The sequence below is a fragment of the Mycobacterium lacus genome, from assembly GCF_010731535.1.
Lineage (GTDB): Bacteria > Actinomycetota > Actinomycetes > Mycobacteriales > Mycobacteriaceae > Mycobacterium > Mycobacterium lacus.
This window is the reverse complement of the sequence record NZ_AP022581.1, coordinates 915,664-940,084: the sequence shown is the minus strand read 5'-3', so window position 1 is coordinate 940,084 and position 24,421 is coordinate 915,664. Positions and strand designations below refer to the sequence as shown.

The window sequence follows — 24,421 nt, the reverse complement described above, 5'->3', positions numbered from 1 at the left end:
CTAGGCATGGACGACACGACCGATATCGCCACCACTACCCCACCCCGGCTGGAGTTGCGGGCCGCCGGGCGCACCTGGCACGCCGTCCCGGGCCGCGCCTGGACGATTGGCCGATCCAACGAAGTCGACATTCATCTGGAAAATCCGAGGGTATCGCGACACCACGCGGTGCTGGAGCCGACGCCCGCGGGGTGGGTTTTGGTCAACCACAGCAGCAACGGGATCTTCGTGAACGGGCAACGCGTCGAGCGACTGACGATACGTCAGCCCCTCACGGTGCTGCTGGGCTCGGCATCCTCCGGCGAGATGCTGCAGCTACACCCGGCCGTCCGGCCGGGTGTAGCTGGCCCGCCGCGCGCGAATGCCGCCGAGCCGCCACGGATCGGCGAGACGACGGTCGCCCGGCCGCCGACCGCGGTACACGCGATCGACCAGCTGGTCGTCACGATCGGCCGGGCACCCGACAACAACGTCGTCCTCAACGACCTGTTGGTATCCCGACGCCATGCCGTGTTGCGGCGCAGCGGCAACCGGTGGGAGCTCGTCGACAACAACAGCGCCAACGGGACCTACGTCAACGGGAACCGGATCAACCGCGCGGTCATCGGACCCGACGACATCGTCGGCATCGGCCACCAGTTGCTCCACCTGTCCGGCGAGCGGCTCGTGGAATACGTCGACACCGGCGATATCTCCTATGAGGCGTCCAATCTGCGGGTGGTCACCAACAAGGGCCGCGTGTTGTTGGCCGACGTCAGCTTCGTGCTGCCGGAACGCAGCCTATTGGCGGTGGTAGGCCCAAGTGGTGCGGGGAAATCGACGCTGCTGGGCGCGCTCACCGGGTTCCGCCCCGCCGGCAGCGGCACGGTGCGATACGACGACCGCGACCTCTACGACAACTACGCCGAACTGCGGCACCGGATCGGCTTCGTACCTCAGGACGACATCCTGCACACGCCGCTGACGGTGCGCCGGGCGCTGAACTACGCGGCGCGGCTTCGCTTCCCGCAGGATGTGTCCGCGGCCGAACGCAGGCAACGCATCGAGGAGGTCCTCGCCGAGCTCGGGCTCACCACGCAGGCCAATCAACGTATCGACAGTCTGTCGGGTGGTCAGCGCAAACGCACCAGCGTCGCGCTGGAACTGCTGACCAAACCGTCGCTGCTGTTCCTCGACGAACCCACGTCAGGCCTCGACCCGGGCTATGAGAAATCGGTCATGCAGACCTTGCGCTCGCTGGCCGATGATGGCCGTTCGGTGGTGGTGGTCACCCATAACATCGCCCACCTGAACATGTGCGACCGGTTGCTCATCCTTGCCCCCGGAGGTCGCCTGGCCTACTTCGGTCCACCGCAACAGGCGCTGAGCTACTTCAACTGCACCGACTTCGCCGACCTGTTCACTCTTCTCGAACAGGACACGTCCACCGACTGGACCGGGCGGTTCAATACATCGCCGTTGCGCGAGGCGTTCGGCGGCCCGCGGCCGGCGGCGCGCCAGGCACGGCCGGCCACCCCTCCGGCCGCCAAGGCAGTCGCTCAGCAGAGCGCGTTGGCCCAATTCGCCATCCTGTGCCGGCGGTATCTGGCGGTCATCGCCGCCGACCGCCAGTATTCGGTGTTCTTGCTGCTGTTGCCATTGTTGCTGAGCGTGTTCGCGCAGGCCGTCCCCGGCAACGCCGGCTTGTCGCTGGCGAAGGCGATCGAAACGAGGTCGACTCAACCCTCGCAGTTGCTGGTGCTGCTGATCATTGGCGGCGGGCTCATGGGCTGCGCAACTTCCATCCGCGAAATCGTCAAGGAACGCGCGATATACCAACGCGAACACGGCATCGGTTTGTCGCGCGGCGCCTACCTGGCCTCGAAGTTGGTGGTCCTCACGGTAATAACCAGCCTGCAGGGGCTTCTCCTGGGTTTCCTCGGTGACATCCGTTGGCCCCCTCCCGATCAGTCCGTCGTCTTGCCATGGCCCAGGTTCGAAGTGGCGCTGGCGGTTGTCGCCGTCAGCGTGGTCTCGATGATGATCGGCCTGCTGATCTCGGCCATGATCGGCAACGCCGATCGCGGCATGCCGCTGCTGGTCCTCGTGGTCTTTGCCGAACTCGTGCTGTGTGGCGGGATGTTCGGCGTGAAGGGCCGCATCCCACTGGAGCAGCTGGCGTGGTTGTCGCCGTCACGGTGGGCCTACGCGATGGCCGCTTCGACCGTCGATCTCAACGACCTGCGCCGGACGGCGGGCGGGGACCAAGATCCGCTCTGGGACTACGACGTGAGTACCTGGCTGACGGCCCTGGGCGCATGCGCGGTGCAGGCGCTCGTGCTGGTGATCCTGCTCGCAATACAACTCAGCCGGCTGGACCCCCACCGCAAGGCCCGCAAGTAGGGTTCACGCGTACTTCATCACAAACGGCACCCCGCTGACGGCCAGGGAACCGCACGACAGCTGAACCGACAGCAGGCGATAGCCGATGTAGTACACCCCGTAGGACCAGGCGCGCTCGGCGGCGGCACGCCACCCGACGGGCAACAGCGCCGCGACGCCGAACAACGCGGCCATGACGAACATCGAGGCCCTGAGGTCGGTTCCGGCTGCCGTGAGCATTTGTCTCCCCTGATCTCCAGCTCCCGGGGTGGGTGCGCTGAGAAGAGGGTGTGCCCCCGCACTCAGCGCATCCTTGAGGGATCCTTGGAGCGGCGAGCGCCAGCCTGGCGACGATGCACGCCCCGAAGGGCGTGGCACCCCCAAACCCGCAGGGGCGAAGGGCGAGCCGGGCAATCCTGCATCGGCCTTGCGACGGACCCACACCCGCCCTTGATGTCGTGGTTTTCGTGCGGTCGGGGTGGTGGCGGCCTACCGTCATGATTGCCACATGTGGGGTTGCGCCTTGCCGGGCCTGCCTGGATGTTGTTGGTAGTGTCGGCGGGATTGCGGGTTGGTTGGGAGGATCGGCGATGAGCGACGCGCAGAGCTCGCGGGTAGGCTCGATGTTTGGGCCGTACCACCTCAAACGGCTGCTCGGCCAGGGCGGGATGGGCGAGGTCTACGAGGCCGAGCACACCGTCAAGGAGTGGACCGTCGCGGTCAAGCTGATGTCGGACACCTTCAGCAAGGACCCGGTGTTCCGCGAGCGGATGAAGCGCGAGGCCCGCATCGCCGGGCGTTTGCAGGAACCCCACGTGGTGCCCATCCACGACTACGGCGAAATCGACGGGCAGATGTTCCTGGAGATGCGCCTCATCGAGGGCACCGACCTGGACAGCGTGCTCAAACGGTTCGGGCCGCTGACCCCGCCGCGTGCGGTGGCCGTCATCACCCAGATCGCCTCGGCCCTTGACGCCGCCCACGCCGCCGGCGTGATGCACCGCGACGTCAAACCGCAAAACATTCTCATCACCCGCGACGACTTCGCCTATCTGGTCGATTTCGGCATCGCCAGCGCCACCACCGACGAGAAGCTGACCCAGTTGGGCACCGCGGTGGGCACCTGGAAATACATGGCGCCCGAACGGTTTTCCTCCGACGAGGTGACCTACCGCGCCGACATCTACGCGCTGGCCTGTGTACTGCACGAGTGCCTGACCGGCGCCCCGCCCTATCGCGCCGACAGCGCCAGCATGCTGGTCACCGCCCACCTGATGGACCCCATCCCGCAGCCCAGTGCGGTGCGCTCGGGCATCCCCAAGGCCTTCGACGCGGTGATCGCGCGCGGTATGGCCAAAAAGCCCGAGGACCGCTACGCCAGCGCCGGTGATCTGGCCCTGGCGGCCCACGAAGCGCTCAGCGACCCCGACCAGGACCACGCCGCCGACATCCTGCGCCGCAGCCAGGAAGCCACGCTCCAGGGCCCGGCGACCAACGCACCGCTGCCCACCATGCCGGGCACCGCGATGGCGCCTCCCCCGCCGCCCGCACCGTCTTTCACCCCGCCGCGACCCGCACCCGTCCGGCAATCGCCGGCGTCGTCTGCCGAACCGGGCAGCTCGGGTCCCATGCAGCGAGCTGCGGGACCTCCGGCCCCTCCGCAGCCGCAACAGTCATCGCCGGCCGGCCAGCCCGCCTGGGTCCCCACGAGCGGCCCCGTTCCCTCCGCCAACCAACCTGCCCCCCAATACTTCCAAGGCGGCGGCTGGGGCGGCACGCCACCGGGACCGCCCCGCCGCAGCAGCCCGGTGGGCCGACACCCTGGAGCCAGACGCCACCAGCGGGTACGCCCAACCCGTGGCCGATCCTGGCCGCCGTCGCCATCGTGCTCGTCGTGATCGTCGGAGGCATCGGCATCTGGTTGGTCACCCGGCCCACGCCGGCAAAGCCGAAGAAACCCGTACCAGAGGACCGGCTCAGCGCGTTGCTGCTGACCGCCTCGGAGGTCAACTACGTCATGGGTTCGTCGAACATGCAACCCGGGAAACCCATCACGTCGATGGACTCCTCGCCCGTGACGCTGTCGCTGCCAGACTGCCAGGGCGCGCTCTACACCACCCAGGATCCGGTGTATGCCGGCAGCGGCTATACCGGCATCAGCGGATTGGTATCGTCCGAGCCCGGCGACAACTATGACCACTGGGTCAACCAGGCGGCGGTTACCTTCCCGTCCGCCGACAAAGCCAAGGCGTTCCTGCAATCCACGGTGAACAAGTGGAAAGCCTGCGCCGGCAAGACGGTCACCGTCACCAACAAGTCCAAGACGTATCGGTGGACGTTTGCCGACGTCTACGGCCAGCCCCCGAAGATCACGATGGTGGACACCCAAGAAGGCGCGGATGGCTGGGAATGCCAGCGCGCGATGAGCGTGGCCAACAATGTGGTGGTCGACGTCAACGCGTGCGGATACCAAATCACCGATCAGGGCAGCCGGATCGCCGACAAGATCGTCGATAAGGTCAACGAGGAAACCAAGCAGGCCTAGAGGCCTGGCCCCTCGGCACGCAGGTCGTCGACCGCCGACATGGCGTCGCGCAACTTGGCCAGCCACTCCTCGGTGTGCTCGCCGACGAGCTTGACCGACCAGGCGAGCGCGTCGGCACGCGATCGTGCGACGCCGGCGTCGACCAGCGTGTCGAGCACCTGGCGTTCCGGTTGCTTCAACCGCGTCATCACCGGAACTGCGATGTGCGTGAACAGGATTCGCTCGGTGCCGGTTGCCGAGTCAACGTCGACCCCCCAGGAAACCTTGCGGCCGTAGCGGTGTTGCGCTTCATCGGCGATGTTCATCCGCTGCGAACGGGTTTCTTCACGGAATCTCGCGACCCGGCCTTCCGCGCGTGCCTCGCTTTCCTCATTTCCGGAATCCCCGGGTTCGGGCAATTTGCCGATGACAGTGATCTCTTCGCGGTCGACGATGACCGTGGGGTCGCCGTCGAACCAATCGTCGGGTAGGCGTCCCGCGAACCACTCCGCGGCGCCGCTGGCGTCGGGTTGCGCCGCCTGCTGCCAGCCGCCGGGGCGGCCGCAACCGCGCCCACGCATGTGATGGTGTTTCATGATTACATGATTACACCGTTACAGGTGTAATGGAATGCCATTCGCCGGCAGCGAACGTCGGACCGGTGCGGCGGGAGCGCCCGAGGTGGCAAAACGCATTGATATCGGGGGTTCGACGTTGTACTTTTGGTAGCGAAGCAGGCCCGGAAAGTGACCTATCTCAAGTGCCGGAAGACGGGGTGAAAGCCGGCCGCGGACATCGTCAGCCGCCCCCAAGAGTCACGCCGGGCCTGCCCGTGTCGTCGCCCCGGCGGACCCTAAAGAGTTTTACTGCCCCCTTGACGCCCCGGAGGTGACGCCGGCCCGCGGAAGTCCACTGATATCCAGCGGCATCGGCGCTATCGCCGCAGGCATCCCGCACCGAATCCGCGACCAGCACGGTACCTGGCCGCGCCACCCCGGTGACCCGGCTGGCCACGTTCACCGGACTACCGAACCAGTCGCCGGCCCGACTCACCGCCATCCCGGCGGCAACTCCAGCTCGCAAGCGGGGAAAGTCGTTGTCGGTGTCGACGACCTCGACAAGCTTCAGCACGGTGTCGAGCAGGGGCGCCGGATCCGGGCAGACCAACATCACCGCGTCGCCGATCGTCTTGATGAATCGCACCGGCGGAGCCGTCACGTCACGGGCGAGGTCAGCCAGCCGGCTGGCAAGTTGCCCTAGCGCTTCGGGCGATACTACTTCACCCAGCCGGGTGAAACCGACCAGGTCGGCAAACGCGACGGTGACCTGGCGCGCTCCCGGCAGAGGCCTGCCGGCGGCCCGCTCCCCCGCATTGACGGCCTCGGTCTCCATCATGTGCCGCAACTGCATGAAAAGCATGTCCTTGATCATCGGTCCGAGCATCGGCGCGATGCGGCCCACCAGTTCCTTCGACGCCTTGGCGATCTCCAGCTCGGTAGCCCCCGGACGCATGATTGCCGACAGCGCGGTGTAGCGCATGACCTCGGCGGCGCGCGACAAACCGTCGGCGAGCACCCGCACCACCAGCACCAGTTGATCCGGATCGAGTCCCAGCTCAACGAACCGCTGCGCGTGCGCGGCGGCTTCGCCGTCGGCGCGCATGTGCACGACCGCGTCGGGGTCGTCCACTCTGACCAGACCGATCGCACGCTGGACGCGCTGCAGCAGTTCCAGGTCGACGTTGTGGCGCTCGCTGATCTCCCGGGTGGATACGTAGGTGCCGTCGTCGCCGATGAGGCGGCGGGTGACCAGCAGCAGCGGCGGATTGGTCGTCTGGATCTCCTCGGCAGTAATGCCTTGCTCAAGTAGCCATTCGACAAGCTCGGCCCGCTCGGCGCGCGCGGTGCCTTCCAATCCAACGAGTAGATCGTCGATGTTCTGGTCGACCGCTTCCTCCATGACGCCAACGTATAACGCTGACTGGGCATGATGTGGGGTGATGCCAACCGCGTTACTCCACGGACTCCCACCGGTCGTCGACGAGCGGGCCAGCGTGCTGATCCTTGGTTCCTTTCCGAGCGTTCGGTCGCTGGCCGCAAGCCAGTACTACGCCAACCCGCGAAACGCGTTCTGGCAAATCACCGGTGAGCTTTTCGGATTCGATGTCACCGCACCGTACGAGTTGCGGTTGGAGGCGCTGCGATCCCATCGTGTGGCACTTTGGGACGTGCTGCGACAATGCCGCCGCCTCGGCAGTGCGGATTCCGCGATCGATCCGAAGAGCTTGGTGGTCAACGACTTTAGCGAGCTGTTCGCCAACTACCCGGACATCACGCGGGTGTACTTCAACGGCGCCAAAGCGGCCGAGCTGTACCGCCGGCTGGCCGGGGCCGACGGGCCGCACCGGCCGCTGCACCACGAGCGGCTGCCGTCGACCAGCCCGGCTCATGTCATGCGCGCGGGCGAGAAGCTGGCCGCCTGGCGGGCGATTTCCGCGCCGATCGCGAGCGCGGCGCAGCCGGGCGAAGCGGGTCGGCGCCAGTCAGATTCCGCGCCGATCGCGAGCGCGGCGCAGCCGGGCGAAGCGGGTCGGCGCCAGTCAGATTCCGCGCCGATCGCGAGCGCGGCGCAGCCGGGCGAAGCGGGTCGGCGCCAGTCAGATTCCGCGCCGATCGCGAGCGCGGCGCAGCCGGGCGAAGCGGGTCGGCGCCAGTCAGATTCCGCGCCGATCGCGAGCGCGGCGCAGCCGGGCGAAGCGGGTCGGCGCCAGTCAAGCCCGTCATGATACCGGCGGTCGCCGGTGGGCCCACGGCCTTGCGGCTTCGATCTGCGCGGACAACGACAGCAACGTCGCCTCGTCATACGGCCGGCCGACGAGCTGCACCGATATCGGCAGGCCGTCGGCGTCGAAGTCCCACGGCACCACCGCGGCGGGCTGGCCGGTCAGGTTCCAGACCTGCAGGTACGAAACCCGCTGCGCGATCAGCAGCAGCGTCGACACCGCGCCCCGCCGTTGATAGGCACCGACCCGGAACGGGCCGGACGCGGTGCCCGGCGTGACGACGACGTCGACATCGTCGAAGATCGACTGGATCCGGCTGCTCAGCGCGGCTTCGGCGGCACGTACGGTCGACATTCGGCGATCCGAGAAGAACGACCCAATGCGCGCGATCGCGCGAGTGCGCGCTTCCAGACGTTCCGGGTGCGGCTGGGCATCCGCGTCGTCGCTGATGCCGCGAAGATAGCGGGGCAGGTAGTTAGCGTAGAGCGAGCGCGGATACTCGGGGTCACGGGTGACGACGTCATGGCCCAAGTCGCGTAGCAACGCTCCCGCCATCTCTACCGCCGTCAGCTCCGCCTTTCCACACCTGACGGGCAGCGGCGTTGGGGCCTTGGTGCTCAAGGCAATTCGCAGCCGACCGGGTTCGCGTGCGGCCGCGTCGACGAACTCACCTTCGGGACCGGGCACCCCGGACACCTCGGTCGTCACATCAAGGAAAAGTGCCGCGTCCATCACCGAACGCGCTATCGGCCCGTTGACGCTTAGTCCGTACCACGCATTGTCGTGTGGCTCCAACGAGATCCGATCGCGTTGTGGTTTCAGCCCGAACAGACCACACCAGCTCGCCGGGATGCGGATCGACCCGCCGCCGTCGGATCCCAGTGCCAGCGGAGCCAGCCCGGCGGCAACCGCGGCGGCGCTACCGCCGCTGCTGCCGCCCGGGGTGCGAGACGGGTTCCACGGATTGCGGGTAGCCCCGAAGGTCAGCGACTCGGTGTAGGGCATCATCATCAGCTCGGGCACATTGGTCTTGCCGATGATCACAGCGCCCGCCGCGCGCAGTCGGCGAACCACTTCCGCGTCAGCGGTCGCGGCCGGACCGTGCCCTCCGCTGCCGCAGGTCGTCACCTCGCCGGCGACGTCGACGTTGTCCTTGATCGCGATCGGCACGCCGAGCAACGGCAGTCGCTCACCGGCGTCGAGGCGTTGCTGGGCGACCGCTGCCTGTTCGCGCGCGCTGTCGCACAGCACCACTCGGTACGCGCGCAGCTCGCTGTCGAGCCGCTCGATCCGTTCTAGGTAGACCTCGAGCAGCACCGGTGCGGTGAGTTCACCGTCGGCCAGCATGCGCGCCTGTGTGACCGCGCCGGCGAAGGCAAGATCGCTAGGGTCCACTGCGGCAGCGTATCCGAGCGCAGTCCCCGACTGGTCTGCGGCCGGGCCTAGCGGGCAAGTACCGTGACGACATGTCCTGCGTGTTCTGCGCGATCGTCGCCGGGGAGGCTCCGGCCATCCGGATCTACGAAGACGACGCCTATCTGGCCATCCTCGACATCCGCCCGTTCACCCGCGGCCACACCCTGGTGCTGCCCAAGCGGCACACTGTAGACCTCACCGACACCCCGCCGGAGACAATGGCGGACCTGGTCGCCATTGGCCAACGGATCGCCCGCGCGGCCCGCACAACGGAATTGGCCGACGCAACCAACATCGCGATCAACGACGGCGGCGCCGCCTTCCAGACCGTGTTCCATATCCACCTGCACGTGTTGCCGCGGCGCAACGGCGACAAGCTGTCGGTCGCTAAGGGGATGCTGCTGCGTCGCGACCCGGACCGGGAAGCCACCGGACGGATCCTGCGGAAGGCGCTGGCGCAACTGGATGCCACGGCACAGGACTGATTTCCCGGGCCTGAAAATTTGCTGGCCTCCACTCGCACGTCATCTGCAGATCTATCGGTTCGGTGAATCGTCTGGCCCCGACGCACCGTGGGCCCGGTCAGTAGTCCTCGAGGATGATCGAATGCACGACGCGGTCGAACTCCTCCTGGGGTATCGGCTCACCGCCAGGGATGTTGTCGCTGACCAGCCATTGGTTGCGCTCGACGTAGCCGTTGAACTCGGCGTGGTAGTTGGCGAAGCCGCGCTCGTAGTCGGTGCCTGCTGCCGCAAGCTCGCCGGCGAGGATGTAGGCGCCCAACAGGGCGACACTGGTCCCCTGCCCCGACAACGGCGAACAGCAGTATGCCGCGTCGCCGACCAGCGCCACCCTGCCCTTCGACCAACTATCCATCTTGATCTGTGACATCTCGTCGAAATAGAAATCCGGCGCATTGCGCATGTAGTGCAGCAGTTGCGCGCGGACCCAGCCGTCCTCGGCCATCCGCCGTTCCAGCTCCGCGAACTGCGCCTCGGCGTCGCGGTAATCGATGCGTAGCTCGGTATCCATGAAGGCCAACGCGGCCCGGGCCTCGGTGTTGTCGCGCGCGCTGTAGACGCCGGCCATGGTGGTGTCGCCGTAGTGCCACTTCTGCCAGTAGTCCAGTTCCAGGAAGTTGGGCACGGTGAAGATCGCCGCGTGAGTGCCCAGTCTCTTGATGAATTGCTCCTCCGGGCCGAACACCAGCGCGCGCACATTGGAATGCAGACCGTCGGCGCCGATCACGAAGTCGAAGCTGCGGGCCGCGGCGCGCTCGAACGTCACCGCGACCGAGGTGCCGTCGTCCTGCAACGCGGCAATGCTGTCGTCGAACAGGTATTCGGCCGCATCTTGGGTTGCCCCGTAAAGCAATTCGACGAGGTCGTCACGCAGCAGCTCGATGTCGGGGTTATCGATCGGACCGCCGGTCGGGGTGGATTCGGTGTCGCGGGACAGCTCGTTGCCGTCGCGGTCGACGATGGAGGCGCCGCGAATTCCGGTCTTGCGGGCCTCGGCGGCTTCGAGTAGTCCCATGCGTCCCAGCACCGTCAGCGCCGGGCCACGGACGTCGATCGCCTGGCCACCCGGCCGCAGGCCGGGATGGCGTTCCACCACGGTCACCGAATAGCCGTGCTGCCCAAGCCAATACGCCACTGTCAGGCCGGCCACGCTGGCACCTGAAACCAAAACCGTCCGCACGTCACGCACTTCCTACCCAATTCCCGCAAGCCTCTTGGCATCCCGGAAAATGTCGTCGAGCATTGCCGGAGTCAACTTACCGGTGAACATGTTCTGCTGGCTCGGGTGGTAGCTGCCGAGCAATCGCACGCCCGACGGTAACTCGGCGACGACGCCGTGGCCGAACTTCGGCTTGCGCGTCCCGGCTATCCCCGCCAAACCCGGCAGTCGCAGCGCGACCTGCCAGGCGAACCCGCCCAGGGCGACGATTGCGCGGACATGATCGGACACCAGGCGCCACTCCGCGTCCAGCCATGGCGAGCAGGTGACCCGTTCGACCGGTGTCGGGGCGTTGCCCGGGGGCGCACACCGCACGGGTGCGACGATCCGAATCTGGTTGGCCCGCAACCCGTCCGCGGCGTCGACGCTGACCGGCGAGTTCACCAGCCCGGCCCGGTGCAGTGCCGCGTACAGCTGGTCGCCGGACCGGTCACCGGTGAACATCCGTCCGGTGCGGTTGGCGCCGTGCGCGGCGGGTGCTAACCCGACGATCAACAGTCGCGGGTGCTCCGATCCCCAGCCGGGCACCGGGCGTCCCCAGTACGGCTGATCGGCGAAGGCTCGGCGCTTGGCCACGGCGACGTCCTCACGCCAGCTGACCAGCCGGGGGCAGGCCCGGCACACACTGATCACCGCGTTGAGTTCGGGGATCGAGCCGGCCGCGGCTGCCAGCACCGAGACCTGCGCGGCGTCGGCGGCCACCGGCGTCCGCGGGGTCGCCGGATCTCCCGGCCACCCGGTCCCCGGCGCGACTGGAGAACCGAACGCCCGACCGGTGCTCGGATGGGGAAGCACACAAACATCCTGCATGGCGGCGGATGGCGGAAAATTCGGTGGCTCCCCGTCCGGGGTTGGCGCTAGATTCGGCCGCGATATCCCATGAACAACAGCGACCGCGGCCCGGTGTCTCTCGTCCTCTTGGCCTCCCTGATGGCGTGCGCGGGGGACGGCATCTCGATAGTCGCCTTCCCGTGGCTGGTGTTGCAGCGCCAGGGCAGCGCCGGGCAGGCGTCGATTGTGGCCGGCGCGACGACGTTGCCGCTGCTGTTCTCCACGCTGGTCGCCGGCACCGCGGTCGACTACTTCGGACGTCGCCGGGTGTCAATGATTGCCGACACACTGTCCGGGACAGCCGTGGCCGCCGTCCCGGTGGTGGCCTGGGCGTTCGGCGCCGACGCCGTCAACGTCACGGTGCTGGCGGTGTTGGGCGCCTGCGCGGCCACCTTCGACCCGGCCGGGATCACCGCCCGCCAGTCGATGCTGCCGGAGGCCGCCGCCCGCGCGGGCTGGTCGCTGGACCGGGTCAACAGCATCTACGAGGCGATCCTCAACCTCGCCTTCGTCGTGGGTCCGGGCATCGGCGGCTTGATGATCGCGACAGTTGGCGGCATCACCACGATGTGGATCACGGCCGGGGCATTCGGGTTATCCATCCTCGCGATTGCCGCCTTACGGCTCGAGGGCGTGGGCAAGCCGCACCACGCGACCCGGCCCGAGGGGCTGGTGTCCGGCGTTGCCCAGGGGCTGCGCTTCGTGTGGAGCTTGCGGGTACTGCGCACGCTGGCGCTGATCGACCTGTCCGTCACGGCGCTGTACCTGCCTATGGAGAGCGTGCTGTTCCCGAAGTACTTCACCGACAGGCATCAACCCGCCGAACTCGGCTCGGTGCTGATGGCGCTCTCCCTTGGCGGATTGGTCGGCGCGCTGGGCTACGCGACGCTGGCGAACTACCTCGCCCGGCGCACGATCATGCTGACCGCGGTGCCGACCCTTGGCTTGGCGACGGCCGTCATCGCGCTGCTGCCACCGTTGCCGGTCATCTTGGTGTGCTGTGCGTTGATCGGCTTGGTGTACGGGCCCATCCAGCCGATCTACAACTATGTGATCCAGACCCGGGCACCGCATTATCTGCGCGGCCGGGTGGTCGGGGTGATGACGTCCCTGGCGTTTGCCGCCGGGCCGTTGGGCTTGCTGATGGCCGGTCCGCTGACCGACGCGGCCGGGTTGAAGGCAACGTTTTTCGCGTTGGCGCTGCCGATCTTGGTTACCGGCCTGATCTGTACCCGGCTGCCATCGCTGCGCGAATTGGACCACGAGCCGAAGTTTGCCCTCGATCCCGCGCCGTAGGATCGGGTGAGTGAACGTGTTGGCCAGCCTGATCGCCGAGCTGCCCGACGGCACAGTGGTCACCGATCCCGCGATTACCGATGGCTACCGCCAAGACCGCGCCTTTGATCCGTCGGCGGGCAAACCGATGGCCGTGGTCCGGCCGCGGCGCACCCAAGAGGTGCAGACCGTGCTGCGCTGGGCTTCCGCGCACGGGGTGCCGGTGGTCACGCGGGGGGCCGGCAGTGGCCTGTCGGGCGGGGCCACCGCGCTGAACAACGGGATCGTGTTGTCGACGGAAAAGATGCGCGACATCACCGTCGACCCGGTCACCCGCACCGCGGTATGCCAGCCCGGGCTGTTCAACGCCGAGGTGAAGCAGGCGGCCGCCGAACATGGTCTGTGGTATCCGCCCGATCCGTCGTCGTTCGAGATCTGCAGCATCGGCGGCAACATCGCCACCAACGCCGGCGGCCTGTGCTGCGTGAAATACGGTGTCACCACCGACTACGTGCTGGGCATGCAAGTGGTGCTGGCCGACGGCACCGCGGTCCGGCTGGGTGGCCCGCGTTTGAAAGATGTGGCGGGGCTGTCGCTGACCAAACTGTTCGTCGGCAGCGAAGGCACGCTGGGCGTCATCACGGAAGTGACGCTGCGGCTGATACCGGCACAGAACGCATCGAGCATCGTGGTGGCCAGCTTCGCTTCTGTGGAGTCGGCGATCGATGCGGTGCTCGGCGTAACCGCGCGGCTGCGTCCCTCGATGCTGGAGTTCATGGATTCGGTGGCGATCAACGCCGTCGAGGACACCATGCGGATGGACCTGGACCGCTCCGCGGCGGCCATGCTGGTGGCCGGCTCCGACGAACGCGGGCGCGCGGGCAGCCAGGACGCCGAACTGATGGCCGCGGTGTTCGCCGACAACGGTGCGACGGAGGTTTTTTCCACCGACGATCCCGACGAGGGCGAGGCGTTCGTGGCCGCGCGCCGGTTCTGTATCCCGGCCGTCGAAAGCAAGGGGTCGCTATTGCTCGAAGATGTCGGCGTGCCGCTGCCCGCATTGGGCGAGCTGATCACCGGAATCGCGCGGATCGCCGATGAGCGCGACCTGATGATCTCCGTGATCGCCCACGCCGGCGACGGCAATACGCACCCGTTGCTGGTGTATGACGCCTCCGACGCCGCGATGGTGGAGCGCGCGCATGTCGCCTACGGCGAGATCATGGATCTGGCCGTCGGTCTGGGCGGCACGATCACCGGCGAGCATGGCGTCGGGCGGTTGAAGCGGCCGTGGTTGGCCGGTTACCTCGGCCCCGAGGTGATGGACCTCAACCGGCGCATCAAGCGGGCGTTGGACCCGCAAGGCATCCTCAACCCCGGCAGCGGGATTTAGCTTTCGCCGAGCGTGAACCACGCGACGCGTCGTTCGCGTGTCGCGTTGTGGATTTCACAGTCGGCGATTGACATTGCTGTCGATATGTCTTAGACATGAGACATGAAGCCGGTGATGTCTCAGAGCTTCGAGCTCGCCACCGCAGCGACCTGGCCGAATCCCTGGCCGATGTACAAAGCGCTGCGCGACCACGACCCGGTGCACCATGTCATCCCGCCCGGACGTCCCGACCACGACTACTACGTGTTGTCGCGCCATAACGACGTCTGGTCGGCCGCGCGCGACCACGAGACGTTCTCGTCGGCGCAGGGATTGACCGTCAACTACGGCGAACTGGAAATGATTGGGCTGCAAGACAACCCACCGATGGTGATGCAGGATCCCCCAGTGCACACCGAGTTTCGCAAGCTGGTGTCCCGCGGATTCACCCCGCGGCAGGTCGAGGCGGTCGAGCCGAAAGTGCGCGAGTTCGTCGTCGAGCGGATCGAGAAGCTACGCGCGGACGGCGGCGGCGATATCGTCACCGAACTGTTCAAACCGCTGCCGTCGATGGTGGTCGCGCACTATCTCGGTGTGCCAGAGGCGGATCGGGTCCAGTTCGACGGCTGGACCCAGGCGATCGTCGCGGCCAACAGCGCCGAGGGCGGCGTCGCCGGCGCGCTGGAAACCGTCGGCGACGCGGTCGGGTCGATGATGGCGTACTTCACCGCGCTGATCGAGCGACGCCGTGCCGAACCCGAGGATGACACCATTTCGCACCTGGTCGCGGCCGGGATGGGCGCCCGCGGCGACATCCCCGGCACGCTGTCGATACTCGCGTTCACGTTCACGATGGTCACCGGCGGCAACGACACCGTCACCGGCATGCTCGGCGGCTCGATGCCGTTGCTGCACCAGCGTCGCGACCAGCGTCGGCTGCTGGTAGACCACCCGGAACTGATTCCGGACGCGGTCGAGGAACTGCTGCGGCTGACCTCACCGGTGCAGGGCCTGGCGCGGACCACGACGCGCGACGTGACGATCGGCGCCACCACCGTTGCGGCCGGTCGCAGGGTGCTGCTGCTCTACGGATCGGCCAACCGGGACGAGCGCCAGTACGGGCCGGACGCCGCGGAGCTGGACGTGACCCGCTGCCCGCGCAACATCCTGACCTTCAGCCACGGCGCGCACCACTGCCTGGGCGCGGCCGCAGCCCGGATGCAATCCCGGGTCGCCCTGACCGAACTGCTGGCCCGCTGCCCGGACTTCGAGGTCGACGAGTCGCGCATCGTGTGGGCCGGCGGCAGCTATGTCCGGCGTCCACTGTCGGTGCCGTTTGAAGTGAAATCGTGATGGCCGACTGGCTGGGCGAGCGCCGTACCGAGGTGGCCGCCGACCGGATACTCGACGCCGCCGAGGAGCTCTACACGCAACGCGATCCGGCCTCGATCGGCATGAACGAGATCGCCAGGGCCGCAGGCTGTTCCCGCGCGACCCTGTACCGCTACTTCGACAACCGTGAGGCCTTGCGGACAGCCTACGTGCACCGCGAGACCTATCGGCTCAGCCGCGAAATCAACCGGCAGATCAGCGGTATCGACGACGCGCGCGAGCGGCTGATCGCCGGCATCACCACCGCGTTGCGGATGGTTCGCGATAGCCCCGCGTTGGCGGCGTGGTTTGCCGCCAGCCGTCCACCCATCGGTGGCGAGGTGGCCGGACAATCCGAGGTGATCGCGGCCCTAGCCGCGGCGTTCCTGCATTCGCTCGGGCCGGGCGACCCGGCCACCGTCGAACGCCGAGCCCGGTGGGTGGTCCGGGTGATCATCTCACTGCTGATGTTCCCCGGCCGCGACGAAGCCGACGAGCGAGCGATGATCGAGGAGTTCGTCGCCCCGATCGTGACGCCGGCAACGACCCGCCGGTAGACGCGGATTAGCCGCGACGAACCTGGCGATATCGCCCGAGACGCAGACCACGTCGCGATACCATCCCTCGCGGCCGGGGGCCCTCGAAGGATGGGAGGCCAGCGATGTCTCTTGTGATGGTGGCGCGGGAAATGATTGTCGGCATCGGCAGCGTCTTCGGTCTCATCGGTGTCGCGGGCAATCCGGACGCCAACGGCGCCACCGGCGCGTCGCACCCCCGGGTTGCCGGGGTGACAACGATTGATGCCGCCGTTCACCAACGACATCGTCGACGCGACTTGCGGGCAACCACTCGGCAAGACGCCGCAGCGAACATCCCGTAGCCGGTCAGGCCAACCAATAGGCTTGCGCCTTAATGGATTTCCGCGGAATGCCGAAGTCCTCCCGAAGCACCTTGGCGACCGAACGCGTCGTGCGGGTGTCGCAGGCCACCCAGCCGAAGTGGTCGCAGGCGTCGAACGCCGCCGAGCGGACCGTCTCGAGCAGCTCCGCGCCGGCGTTCTTGCGGTCCACCCAGGTGACACCGGTTTTGCGCGCCACCGGCAGGCATTTGTCGTCGTCGCAGCAGGCCTCGAGAAACACTTGCGCGGGGGCGTCGCCAATCGATTCGAGTAGCGAGTTGATCGCCGGCAGTGATGCCGTGTCGCCGACGATGACGTACCCGGTGGGCGGCGGATCCGGGATTGCGAACTTGCTGCCCAACACGGTCGCCTCGATGGTGTCGCCGGGTTGCGCGGCCCGTGCCCAATCCGACGCGCAGCCGTCGTGCAACGCGAACTCGATATCGAACGTGCCGGCGCCCGGATCGGGGTCGACCAGCGTGTAGCCGCGTTGGTGCCCGTCGGCGAACCACATCCGGATCCACATCGTCGGATGCACGGCGTGTTCGTCGAGCATCCCGCCGGCGTCGAAACTCAACCTCAGGTAGCGCGGGCTGATCTCGCGGCGGCCGATCACGGTGAGCCGGTAATCCCCGGCTCGCAGCAGCTTCAGCACCGCGCCCTGCCAACCCCGCGATGGTTTCAGTTCGGTCATGCGTCCCGACGCCTTCCATCAGCCTGCCGTTAATTAGGACAGGGTAACCTATCTAGCCATGGTGTCGGGTTCAGTTCCGGACGCGCGTGAATCGGTGCAGCAACCAGGCCAATGGAAGGGTCAGCGCGAGCGTCGCGATGAAAAGGTTCAGCATCGAGCCGGTGTAGACGTGATACCGGACCACGTAGACCATCGCGAACTCCATCGTCACCAGATGGATCAGGAAGATCTCGTAGGAGATCTCGCCCAGCCACACCATCGGCCGGGTGGCCAGCAGCCGCGCATACCAACCCTGGTCGCCGAGGGCCAGCGGTGCCACCGCCAGCGCGGCAATCCCCGCGTAGAAACCCGTCTTGACCAACGCCTCCCCCAGAGTTGCCGGCGACGTCGTGGGCGCGCCCGCGATCGGGGTGGAGACGATGAAGTAGCTGACGATCGCCAGTGGCATGGCCGCGAACGCGTAGCAGCGCACACCCATCGCCTGCAGCACGGCCAGCATCATGCCGGCGAGGAACCAGGCGAGGTAGGTGGGCAGCCAAAGCCGGGCGCCGTCGGGGAATCGGTGTGCGGTGTGCACCAGGGTCAACCAAGCCGGGCTGATCAGCATCAAGCCCGCCAGGGCACCCAGCAGCAACTTGGGCTGCCATCGCCGCTGGCAGATCGCCACCAGCAGCAGGTAGGCCAGCAGTGGGAGCGCCACGTAGAAGGCGGCCTCCACTGCGAGACTCCACATTTGGGTCAGGCCCTGATGCAGGTACGAACCCAGGTAGCCGTCGGTGTAGATCTGCGTCAGCGTGAGGTTGCGGAGCAGTCCCATCCAGCTGTGCCCGGGGTTCGGCGCGGCCTCGCGGAAGTGGTACAGAACGTAGGCGAACAGCACGGTGAGGACGTAGGCAGGCATGATGCGCCGAACCCGGTGCCAGGCGTAGCGGCTCAGCGAAGGCGGCGGGCCGCCGGTGGCGGCCGATTTCGCCCACGGACGGAACAGCAGGAATCCGGACAGCACGAAAAAGATCGGAACGCCGATCTCCAGCCGGGCCCCGACCAGGCCCCAGTAGCCGTGGGTGTACTTGCCGGTGGTGTAGGCCGCGTGGGTGCCGACCACCAGCAGGGCGGCGACCGCGCGGATGCCGGTCAGCGAAGCGACCCGGTCCACGTGCGAGGTTTGCTCGAGCCCGCCCTGGGCGTCCTCGGCCTTGGACAGCGTCATCCGGCGCGGTTCCGCCGAGGTTTGCCGGTGTCGTGGCGGCGAAGGTCGATCAGCACGCCCGAGATGCGGGTGCGCTCAAGTTTTTTCAGTGTGGCACGGCCCATCTTGGCCGGCAGTTCCACCAGTGAGAAGTTTGGCCCGATGGAGATATGGCCGAAATCACTGCGGTGCAAGCCACCCTCGTTGGCAATTGCGCCGACGATTGCGCCCGGGCCGATCTTGTGCCGCTTGCCGACGGAGACCCGGTACGTGGTGAACTCCGGCTTGCTCCTTGGCTTTTCGATACGGTCCTGGCGGCGTCGCTTTTCCAGCCGCTCGGGTCGCGGTTCGGGCGCCAGCAGAAACGCCTCGCCGTCGCGGGACTGCAGCGCCAGCGCCGCGGCGATGTCGGCCATCGGGACATCGTGCTCGCGTTCGTAGTCCTCGACCAGGCCGCGGAACAACTCGATTCCCGGGGCGCCGAGGGCGTCGGTGATGGAATCGGCGAATTTGGCTACCCGTTGCGCGTTGACGTCCTCGACGGTGGGCAGCTCGGCCTCGGTGAGCTTTTGACGTGTCGCCTTCTCGATCGACTTGAGTAGGTGGCGCTCCCGCGGGGAGACGAACAACAGCGCGGTTCCCGAACGCCCGGCCCTGCCGGTGCGTCCGATCCGGTGTACGTAGGCCTCGGTGTCGTGCGGGATGTCGTAATTGACCACATGCGATATCCGCTCCACGTCGAGCCCGCGGGCCGCCACATCGGTGGCGACCAGGATGTCTATACCTTTGGGGCCGCCATCTCTTAACGCCGCGATGGTCCGCTCCCGTTGTGCCTGGGCAATATCGCCGTTGATGGCCGCCGCGGAAAAGCCTCGGGCACACAGCCTTTCGGCGACGTCCTCGGTCGCCTGCTTCGTGCGCACGAAGACGATCATCGCCTCGAACGGCTCGACTTCGAGGACTCGGGTGAGTGCGTCCATCTTGCGCTGACCGGCGACCTGCATGTAGCGCTGCGAAATGTTTTCGGCTGCAGCAGTTTTCGCTTCAGCCTTGACTTCGAACGGATCGTGCAGGTATTTGGCGGTGAGCTTGCGGATGGCCGGCGGCATGGTCGCCGAAAACAGGGCAACCTGTTTGTATTCCGGGGTTTCGGACAGGATGCGCTCGACATCTTCGGCGAAACCCATACTGAGCATCTCGTCGGCCTCGTCGAGCACCAGGTAGTCCACCCGCGACAAGTCCAGCGTCTCTCGTTCCAGATGGTCGATGACCCGGCCGGGAGTCCCCACGACAACCTGGGCGCCGCGTCTCAGCCCGGCACGTTGCACGCCGTACGACGACCCGCCATAGATAGGCAGCACATGGAGCTCTGGCAGATACGCCCCGTAGCGGCCGAACGCCTCGGCAACCTGCAGCGCCAGCTCCCGGGTGGGCGCCAGCACCAGCGCCTGAGTGGCCTGGCTGGCGACATCGATTCTGGACAGGATCGGGATCGCGAAGGCCGCGGTCTTGCCGGTGCCGGTCTGCGCCAGTCCCACCACGTCGGAACCCGCCATCAGCGCCGGGATCGATGCGAACTGGATGGCCGTCGGCGACTCGTAACCGACGTCAGCGATCGCCCGCAGGACGCGGGGGTCAATCTGTAGGTCGGCGAACGTCGCAGGGGGGGTGTCCGGAAGGGCCATTGCCTCGGAAGTCTAGTGGGGATCGCGCCCGGCCCGGATGCCAGGCGCGACGCGTCCCCGAGCGCGCGTGTCTGTACAGCGACACGCCGCATTGACCGTACACCTTGGTGCGCTCGTGGCGACAGAATCGCGGCCACCCGGCCACGCCTGCCACACCTGCACGCCCGATGGCGGTACCGTGCGCGATGTGTGGTCACTACCGTGGCGCGCCCAGCCGCTGGCGGGTTTGGTCATTGCCCTCGTCGCCGCGATGCTGGCTGGCTGCGGATCGGGCGACTCCACGGTCGCGAAGACACCGCGGGCCAGCACAACCATGCCGACCCCCGCGAGCACTACACCGAGCAGCCCGCCGTCCGGGACGGCCGCCCCGCCCAGCAGCAGCGCCGCCGCCGACCCGTGCGCGGTCAATCTCGCCTCGCCGACGATCGCGAAGGTCGTCTCCGAGCTGCCTCGCGATCCGCGCAGCGAGCAACCCTGGAACCCAGAACCGCTGGCCGGCAACTACAACGAGTGCGCTCAGCTGTCCGCGGTGATCATCAAGGCCAACACGAACGCCATCAATCCCACCACCCGGGCGGTGCTGTTCCATCTCGGCAAGTACATACCGCAGGGCGTGCCCGACACGTACGGATTCAACGGCATTGACACGTCGCAGTGCACCGGCGACACGGTGGCGTTGACCTACCCCAGCGGCCTAAGCGGATTGACCAGCGACGTGAAGTTCCGCTGGAACGGCAGTGGCGTCGAACTGATCGGCAACACCGCCGGCCGTTGAACGAGCCGTCAGCCGACCAGAGTCTGACGCGATGTTCGACGGCCGCTTTGTCGGATTCGCCGACTTCCTGATCCGAGACGGCGAGCACTGTCGGGTCGCCGACACCAAGCTGGCCCGCTCGGCCAAGGTCACCGCGTTGTTGCAGCTGGGGGCCTACGCGGACACGCTGGCGCGTTCGGGAGTGCAGGTGGCTCCGGAGGCCGAGCTCGAACTTGGCGACGGCGCGGTGCTGCGCTACCGCGTCGGCGACCTGATCCCGGTGTACCGGTTCCAGCGCGCTCTTGCAGCGGCTCCTTGACGACCACTATGCCGCGGACACCCCGGTACGCTGGGACGACGAAGGGGTGGGGGCGTGTTTGCGCTGCCCGCTGTGCACCGAACAGCTGCGCGCGAAAGACGATCTGTTGCTGGTCGCCGGAATGCGAATAACCCAGCGCGAGAAGCTACTTGACATCGGCATCACCACAATCACCGAGCTGGCCAGCCACGCCGGGCCGGTCCCCGACCTGGCGGCGGGCGCACTTAACAAGCTGACCGCGCAGGCCAAACTCCAAGTCCGCCAACGCGACACCGGTCCGGGCGTAGGTGGTACCGTGACACCGATCGGCGTGCAACCGGTTCCAGACGGAACCGCGATCGACGACCATGACTCGCTGTCGTCAACCTTGTCGGCCTTCATGGGGGATGCCGCCGCGTGCGATCGCACGCCGGAACAAACGGCGGTCGCCCTGCTGGCCGCTGCCCGTGCTCTGGTGGGCGCATTTCGATCGGCTGAACTTCCCGGTCGACGAATGGGCGGACAACACAGACGTCTTCGTTGCCCGCGAGGCGACCGTCGACAACTCCGCGCTGGATTGGCTGGTCGACGGTCGGCACACGCTGCCCGATGAACGGGGCTATTTCCTGGATCGCTCATACCGGATGCATCCGGCGGTGCGCGCCGCCGTCTCCGAGCTGTGCTACGGAGGCAGGCCGCGCTCCCACGCCAAGTGCATCGCCGCGCGCAGCCTCGACGCATATCAACCCGGCGTCCGGGTGGTTCCCGTTCGCCACCAAGGGAATTCGATCGAAAGCCCGCAGGAGGGCGAGGCGATCGTCGCTGAGATTCAGCGTTTGCTCGGCAGGTCGTGGACCGATGAGCACGGCACCCGGCCGTTGGCCGCCGCCGACGTGCTGGTGCTGGCACCGTACAACGCCCACGTGGCGATGCTGCGCCGGCGGTTGTCGTCGGCCGGTCTGCGCGACGTCAGGGTCGGAACAATCGACAAGTTCCAGGGCGCGCAGGCGCCGGTCGTCTTCATCTCGATGACGGCATCGTCCGCTGATGAAGTGCCACGCGGAATCTCGTTTCTGCTCAACAGGAATCGGCTCAACGCCGCCATCAGCCGGGCGCAGTATGCGGCCGTGGTCGTGCGCTCGGAGATGCTGACCGGGTAACTGCCCGCCACGCCCGCCAGCCTGGTAGACCTGGGCGGGTTCCTCGCGCTGACTCAAGCCAGTTGAAGACAGCTAAATTAATCCCCACGAAACGAATGCCGACCGGAAGTGCCATAGTCGTCCGGATCTGCGCGGCGGTGCTTGTTGCGCCACGGCGAATACTCGGCGATCGGGCGGAAGCGCTGCCCGTCGTCGGCAGGAGAACCGTTGTGGGCGAAGCCAATCTGTTCAAGCGGCGCCGAAACGGGGTCCGCGGGCACGCCGTGCGATGATTCGACAGAGTCGCTGTGCCGCGCTTCGGCGGATGCCGGGCGCAGTTGACCGACTCGGGCCACCAGCGGTTCTGTGTCGCCCTCGTCGTACACCGGTTGCAGCGCGGAATCGATGTCGGGTTCGCGACGGATGACGTACTCGACATAGTCGTCATAGCTATCGTCATAGCCGTCGGCGGGCACGGGCTCGTCGGTCGTCACCGGACCTGTGAAGCCCTCCAAGAACAAGACGGCAACGATCCCGAACAACGAAATGAACGCGGGCAGCAGCATCGACTGCGACATCGCGGCCGAAAACGGCTCGCGAACATACTCGGGCAACTGCAAGGTGGGGGCGCCCTGCACGCTGGGCGTGCCCGCGCCGCCGGGCATCGGCGGCATCTCGGCGGCGATGCGCGCCGTCATGAACGCGGCCATGCCTGCGCTGCCGAGCACCGCCCCGAGTTGCCGGGTCGCGTTGTACACGCCCGAGCCCGCACCGGCCAGGCGCGGCGGCAGGTCGCGGGACGCGGTGGCCGTCAGCGGTGACCACACAAACGCCATCGACACACCGATGACGCTGAACGGTAACATCAACCGCCAGATCGGCGTGTCCGGAGCCATCTCGAACGCCAGCCACGTCAGCCCGATCGCCAGCGCCGAAAACCCGAAACCGAGCACCGGCAGCGGATGGGATCTGTCCACGATCACGCCGACGAGCGGGGCCAGCACACCGCTGGTGATCGCCATCGGCGCGATCAGCAGCGCCGAGCGGGTCGGCGACAACCCGCACACCGCCTGCGCGTAAAACGTCAGCGGCAGCACCATCCCCGTCATGGCGAATGCGGTAATCGCCACCCCGACATTGCACAGGCTGTAGTTCCGGTAGTCGAGGATGTCCAGCGGAATCAACGGCTCGCGGGTGTTGAGGGCCTGCCAGTAGATAAACGTCGACAAAAACCCGACGCCGGCGACGATCACCGCCCAGATCCATGGCTGCCAATGGGCGGACTCCCCCTCCTGCAGGCCGAAGACAATCAGAAACATGCCCACCCCGGACAAGCCGACGCCGATCCAGTCGAACTGGTGCAGCTGGGTCGGCAGCACCGGAACCAGCCAAACCGCCAATACCAGGGCGACGATGCCGACCGGGACGTTGACGAAGAAGATCCACTGCCAGCCCAGACTGTCGACCAGCCCCCCGCCGGCCAACGGTCCCACCAGGCTGGCTACTCCGGCGGTGGCACCCCACACGCTCATGGCGGCGCCGCGGCGGTGCGCCGGGAAGATCCGGGTGATCGTCGACAACGTCTGCGGGGTGAGCACCCCGGCACCCACACCCTGTGCCACGCGGGCGGCGATCAGCATGCCTGCGCTGCCCGACAGGCCGCACCACACCGACGCGACGGTGAACACCACCAGGCCGATCAGGTAGAGGTTTTTCGGGCCGAATCGGTCACCGAGTCGACCGGCCACTAGCAACAGCACCGCATACCCCAGCAGGTAGGCGCTGGTCACCCAGACCACGGTGTCGTAGCCGATCGCCAACTTGGCCATGATGGTCGGGTTCGCTATGGCCACGATCGTCGAGTCGAGCATGATCATGAAGAAGCCGATCATCATCGCCCACAACGCGTTCCAGGGGTTTCCTGAGCTGCTGTGACTCGACCCCACGCGCCAGGGGCCCCGGAACCGGGTCGTCGCCGTGGTCATGAGCGCCGCTCCTTCCCCCGCAAGCGGGTGGGGGTACCTCCCACCTGCGGGCGCGTGCCCCCATCCCCGCAGTTGGGTGGGACCCCCACGGCATCGTCGCCAGCGCG

At 67.1% G+C, this 24,421-nt stretch carries 17 protein-coding genes and 5 pseudogenes; 12 read left to right on the top strand and 10 right to left on the bottom strand.

Going from position 1 to position 24,421, the window contains the following annotated elements; all coding sequences use genetic code 11:
• Positions 1 to 6 precede the first annotated feature (6 nt).
• Positions 7 to 2,382, top strand: coding sequence for an FHA domain-containing protein (locus G6N24_RS04415; protein WP_085161783.1), 2,376 nt, complete (start codon positions 7 to 9; stop codon positions 2,380 to 2,382).
• A gap of 3 nt (positions 2,383 to 2,385) precedes the next feature.
• Here the strand turns inward: G6N24_RS04415 and G6N24_RS04410 are convergent, their stop codons facing one another.
• Positions 2,386 to 2,601 carry a hypothetical protein gene (locus tag G6N24_RS04410; RefSeq protein WP_139822486.1) on the bottom strand — a complete coding sequence of 72 codons (216 nt, stop codon included), beginning with the start codon at positions 2,599 to 2,601 and terminating at the stop codon, positions 2,386 to 2,388.
• Positions 2,602 to 2,951: 350 nt separating this feature from the next.
• Here G6N24_RS04410 and G6N24_RS04405 point away from each other — a divergent pair.
• Positions 2,952 to 4,906, top strand: a pseudogene (locus G6N24_RS04405) (serine/threonine-protein kinase PknH/PknJ).
• Here the strand turns inward: G6N24_RS04405 and G6N24_RS04400 are convergent.
• Positions 4,903 to 5,481 carry a hypothetical protein gene (locus G6N24_RS04400; protein ID WP_085161786.1) on the bottom strand — a complete coding sequence of 193 codons (579 nt, stop codon included), beginning with the start codon at positions 5,479 to 5,481 and terminating at the stop codon, positions 4,903 to 4,905. The pseudogene G6N24_RS04405 and the gene G6N24_RS04400 sit on opposite strands and share 4 nt — an antisense overlap.
• Positions 5,482 to 5,683: 202 nt before the next feature.
• Positions 5,684 to 6,844: an adenylate/guanylate cyclase domain-containing protein gene (locus G6N24_RS04395; RefSeq protein ID WP_085161787.1), complete on the bottom strand. Its 1,161-nt coding sequence runs from the start codon at positions 6,842 to 6,844 to the stop codon at positions 5,684 to 5,686.
• Positions 6,845 to 6,884: 40 nt separating this feature from the next.
• Here G6N24_RS04395 and G6N24_RS24165 point away from each other — a divergent pair.
• Positions 6,885 to 7,376, top strand: a pseudogene (locus G6N24_RS24165) (DNA-deoxyinosine glycosylase); the annotation flags it as partial.
• A gap of 288 nt (positions 7,377 to 7,664) precedes the next feature.
• Here the strand turns inward: G6N24_RS24165 and G6N24_RS04385 are convergent.
• Positions 7,665 to 9,062: an amidase gene (locus G6N24_RS04385; RefSeq protein ID WP_085161789.1), complete on the bottom strand. Its 1,398-nt coding sequence runs from the start codon at positions 9,060 to 9,062 to the stop codon at positions 7,665 to 7,667.
• Between the two features lie 71 nt (positions 9,063 to 9,133).
• Here G6N24_RS04385 and G6N24_RS04380 point away from each other — a divergent pair, with 71 nt between their 5' ends.
• Complete coding sequence (locus tag G6N24_RS04380; RefSeq protein WP_085161790.1) at positions 9,134 to 9,568, top strand: HIT family protein; 435 nt, start codon at positions 9,134 to 9,136, stop codon at positions 9,566 to 9,568.
• 97 nt (positions 9,569 to 9,665) lie between these two features.
• On the opposite strand, the gene G6N24_RS04375 is transcribed toward G6N24_RS04380, so the two are convergent.
• Together G6N24_RS04375 and G6N24_RS04370 are read right to left on the bottom strand one after the other, a co-directional pair.
• Positions 9,666 to 10,784 (bottom strand): FAD-binding protein, encoded by a 1,119-nt coding sequence (locus G6N24_RS04375; RefSeq protein WP_085161803.1) that lies wholly within the window; start codon positions 10,782 to 10,784, stop codon positions 9,666 to 9,668.
• 12 nt (positions 10,785 to 10,796) lie between these two features.
• Positions 10,797 to 11,633, bottom strand: a complete 837-nt coding sequence (locus G6N24_RS04370; protein WP_085161791.1) for a uracil-DNA glycosylase — start codon at positions 11,631 to 11,633, stop codon at positions 10,797 to 10,799.
• Positions 11,634 to 11,702: 69 nt separating this feature from the next.
• On the opposite strand from G6N24_RS04370, the pseudogene G6N24_RS04365 reads away from it, so the two are divergent.
• The 5 genes and pseudogenes from G6N24_RS04365 (at position 11,703) to G6N24_RS04345 (ending at position 16,552) form a co-directional block, all read left to right on the top strand.
• A pseudogene (locus G6N24_RS04365) lies at positions 11,703 to 12,964 on the top strand (MFS transporter).
• A complete protein-coding gene (locus G6N24_RS04360) occupies positions 12,961 to 14,322 on the top strand; it encodes an FAD-binding oxidoreductase (protein WP_085161793.1) in 1,362 nt (453 codons plus the stop codon). Before G6N24_RS04365 ends, G6N24_RS04360 begins: the two are co-directional and overlap by 4 nt.
• A gap of 102 nt (positions 14,323 to 14,424) precedes the next feature.
• Positions 14,425 to 15,654: a cytochrome P450 gene (locus G6N24_RS04355; RefSeq protein WP_139822487.1), complete on the top strand. Its 1,230-nt coding sequence runs from the start codon at positions 14,425 to 14,427 to the stop codon at positions 15,652 to 15,654.
• A complete protein-coding gene (locus G6N24_RS04350; protein WP_139822488.1) occupies positions 15,648 to 16,229 on the top strand; it encodes a TetR/AcrR family transcriptional regulator in 582 nt (193 codons plus the stop codon). Before G6N24_RS04355 ends, G6N24_RS04350 begins: the two co-directional genes overlap by 7 nt.
• A 104-nt stretch (positions 16,230 to 16,333) precedes the next feature.
• On the top strand, positions 16,334 to 16,552 hold the full coding sequence (locus tag G6N24_RS04345; RefSeq protein ID WP_139822489.1) for a hypothetical protein: 219 nt from the start codon (positions 16,334 to 16,336) through the stop codon (positions 16,550 to 16,552).
• Between the two features lie 4 nt (positions 16,553 to 16,556).
• On the opposite strand, the gene G6N24_RS04340 is transcribed toward G6N24_RS04345, so the two are convergent.
• The 3 genes from G6N24_RS04340 to G6N24_RS04330 all read right to left on the bottom strand — a co-directional run bounded on the left by G6N24_RS04340 (position 16,557) and on the right by G6N24_RS04330 (position 20,138).
• Positions 16,557 to 17,264 carry a siderophore-interacting protein gene (locus G6N24_RS04340; RefSeq protein ID WP_085161796.1) on the bottom strand — a complete coding sequence of 236 codons (708 nt, stop codon included), beginning with the start codon at positions 17,262 to 17,264 and terminating at the stop codon, positions 16,557 to 16,559.
• 70 nt (positions 17,265 to 17,334) lie between these two features.
• Positions 17,335 to 18,474, bottom strand: coding sequence for an acyltransferase family protein (locus tag G6N24_RS04335; protein ID WP_085161797.1), 1,140 nt, complete (start codon positions 18,472 to 18,474; stop codon positions 17,335 to 17,337).
• Entirely contained in the window at positions 18,471 to 20,138 is a 1,668-nt protein-coding gene (locus G6N24_RS04330; RefSeq protein ID WP_085161798.1) for a DEAD/DEAH box helicase, read from the bottom strand. The genes G6N24_RS04335 and G6N24_RS04330 overlap by 4 nt, the downstream gene beginning before the upstream one ends.
• Before the next feature lie 178 nt (positions 20,139 to 20,316).
• On the opposite strand from G6N24_RS04330, the gene G6N24_RS04325 reads away from it, so the two are divergent.
• The 3 genes and pseudogenes from G6N24_RS04325 to G6N24_RS25680 form a co-directional block, all read left to right on the top strand.
• The gene (locus tag G6N24_RS04325; protein ID WP_372514546.1) at positions 20,317 to 20,913 is read left to right on the top strand and encodes an LppP/LprE family lipoprotein; all 597 of its coding nucleotides are present in this window, start codon (positions 20,317 to 20,319) and stop codon (positions 20,911 to 20,913) included.
• A gap of 28 nt (positions 20,914 to 20,941) precedes the next feature.
• A pseudogene (locus G6N24_RS25685) lies at positions 20,942 to 21,729 on the top strand (hypothetical protein); the annotation flags it as partial.
• Positions 21,730 to 21,747: 18 nt separating this feature from the next.
• Positions 21,748 to 22,416: pseudogene (locus tag G6N24_RS25680) on the top strand (DEAD/DEAH box helicase); the annotation flags it as partial.
• 11 nt (positions 22,417 to 22,427) lie between these two features.
• Here the strand turns inward: G6N24_RS25680 and G6N24_RS04315 are convergent.
• The gene (locus G6N24_RS04315; RefSeq protein ID WP_085161800.1) at positions 22,428 to 24,314 is read right to left on the bottom strand and encodes an MFS transporter; all 1,887 of its coding nucleotides are present in this window, start codon (positions 24,312 to 24,314) and stop codon (positions 22,428 to 22,430) included.
• Positions 24,315 to 24,421: the final 107 nt, after the last annotated feature.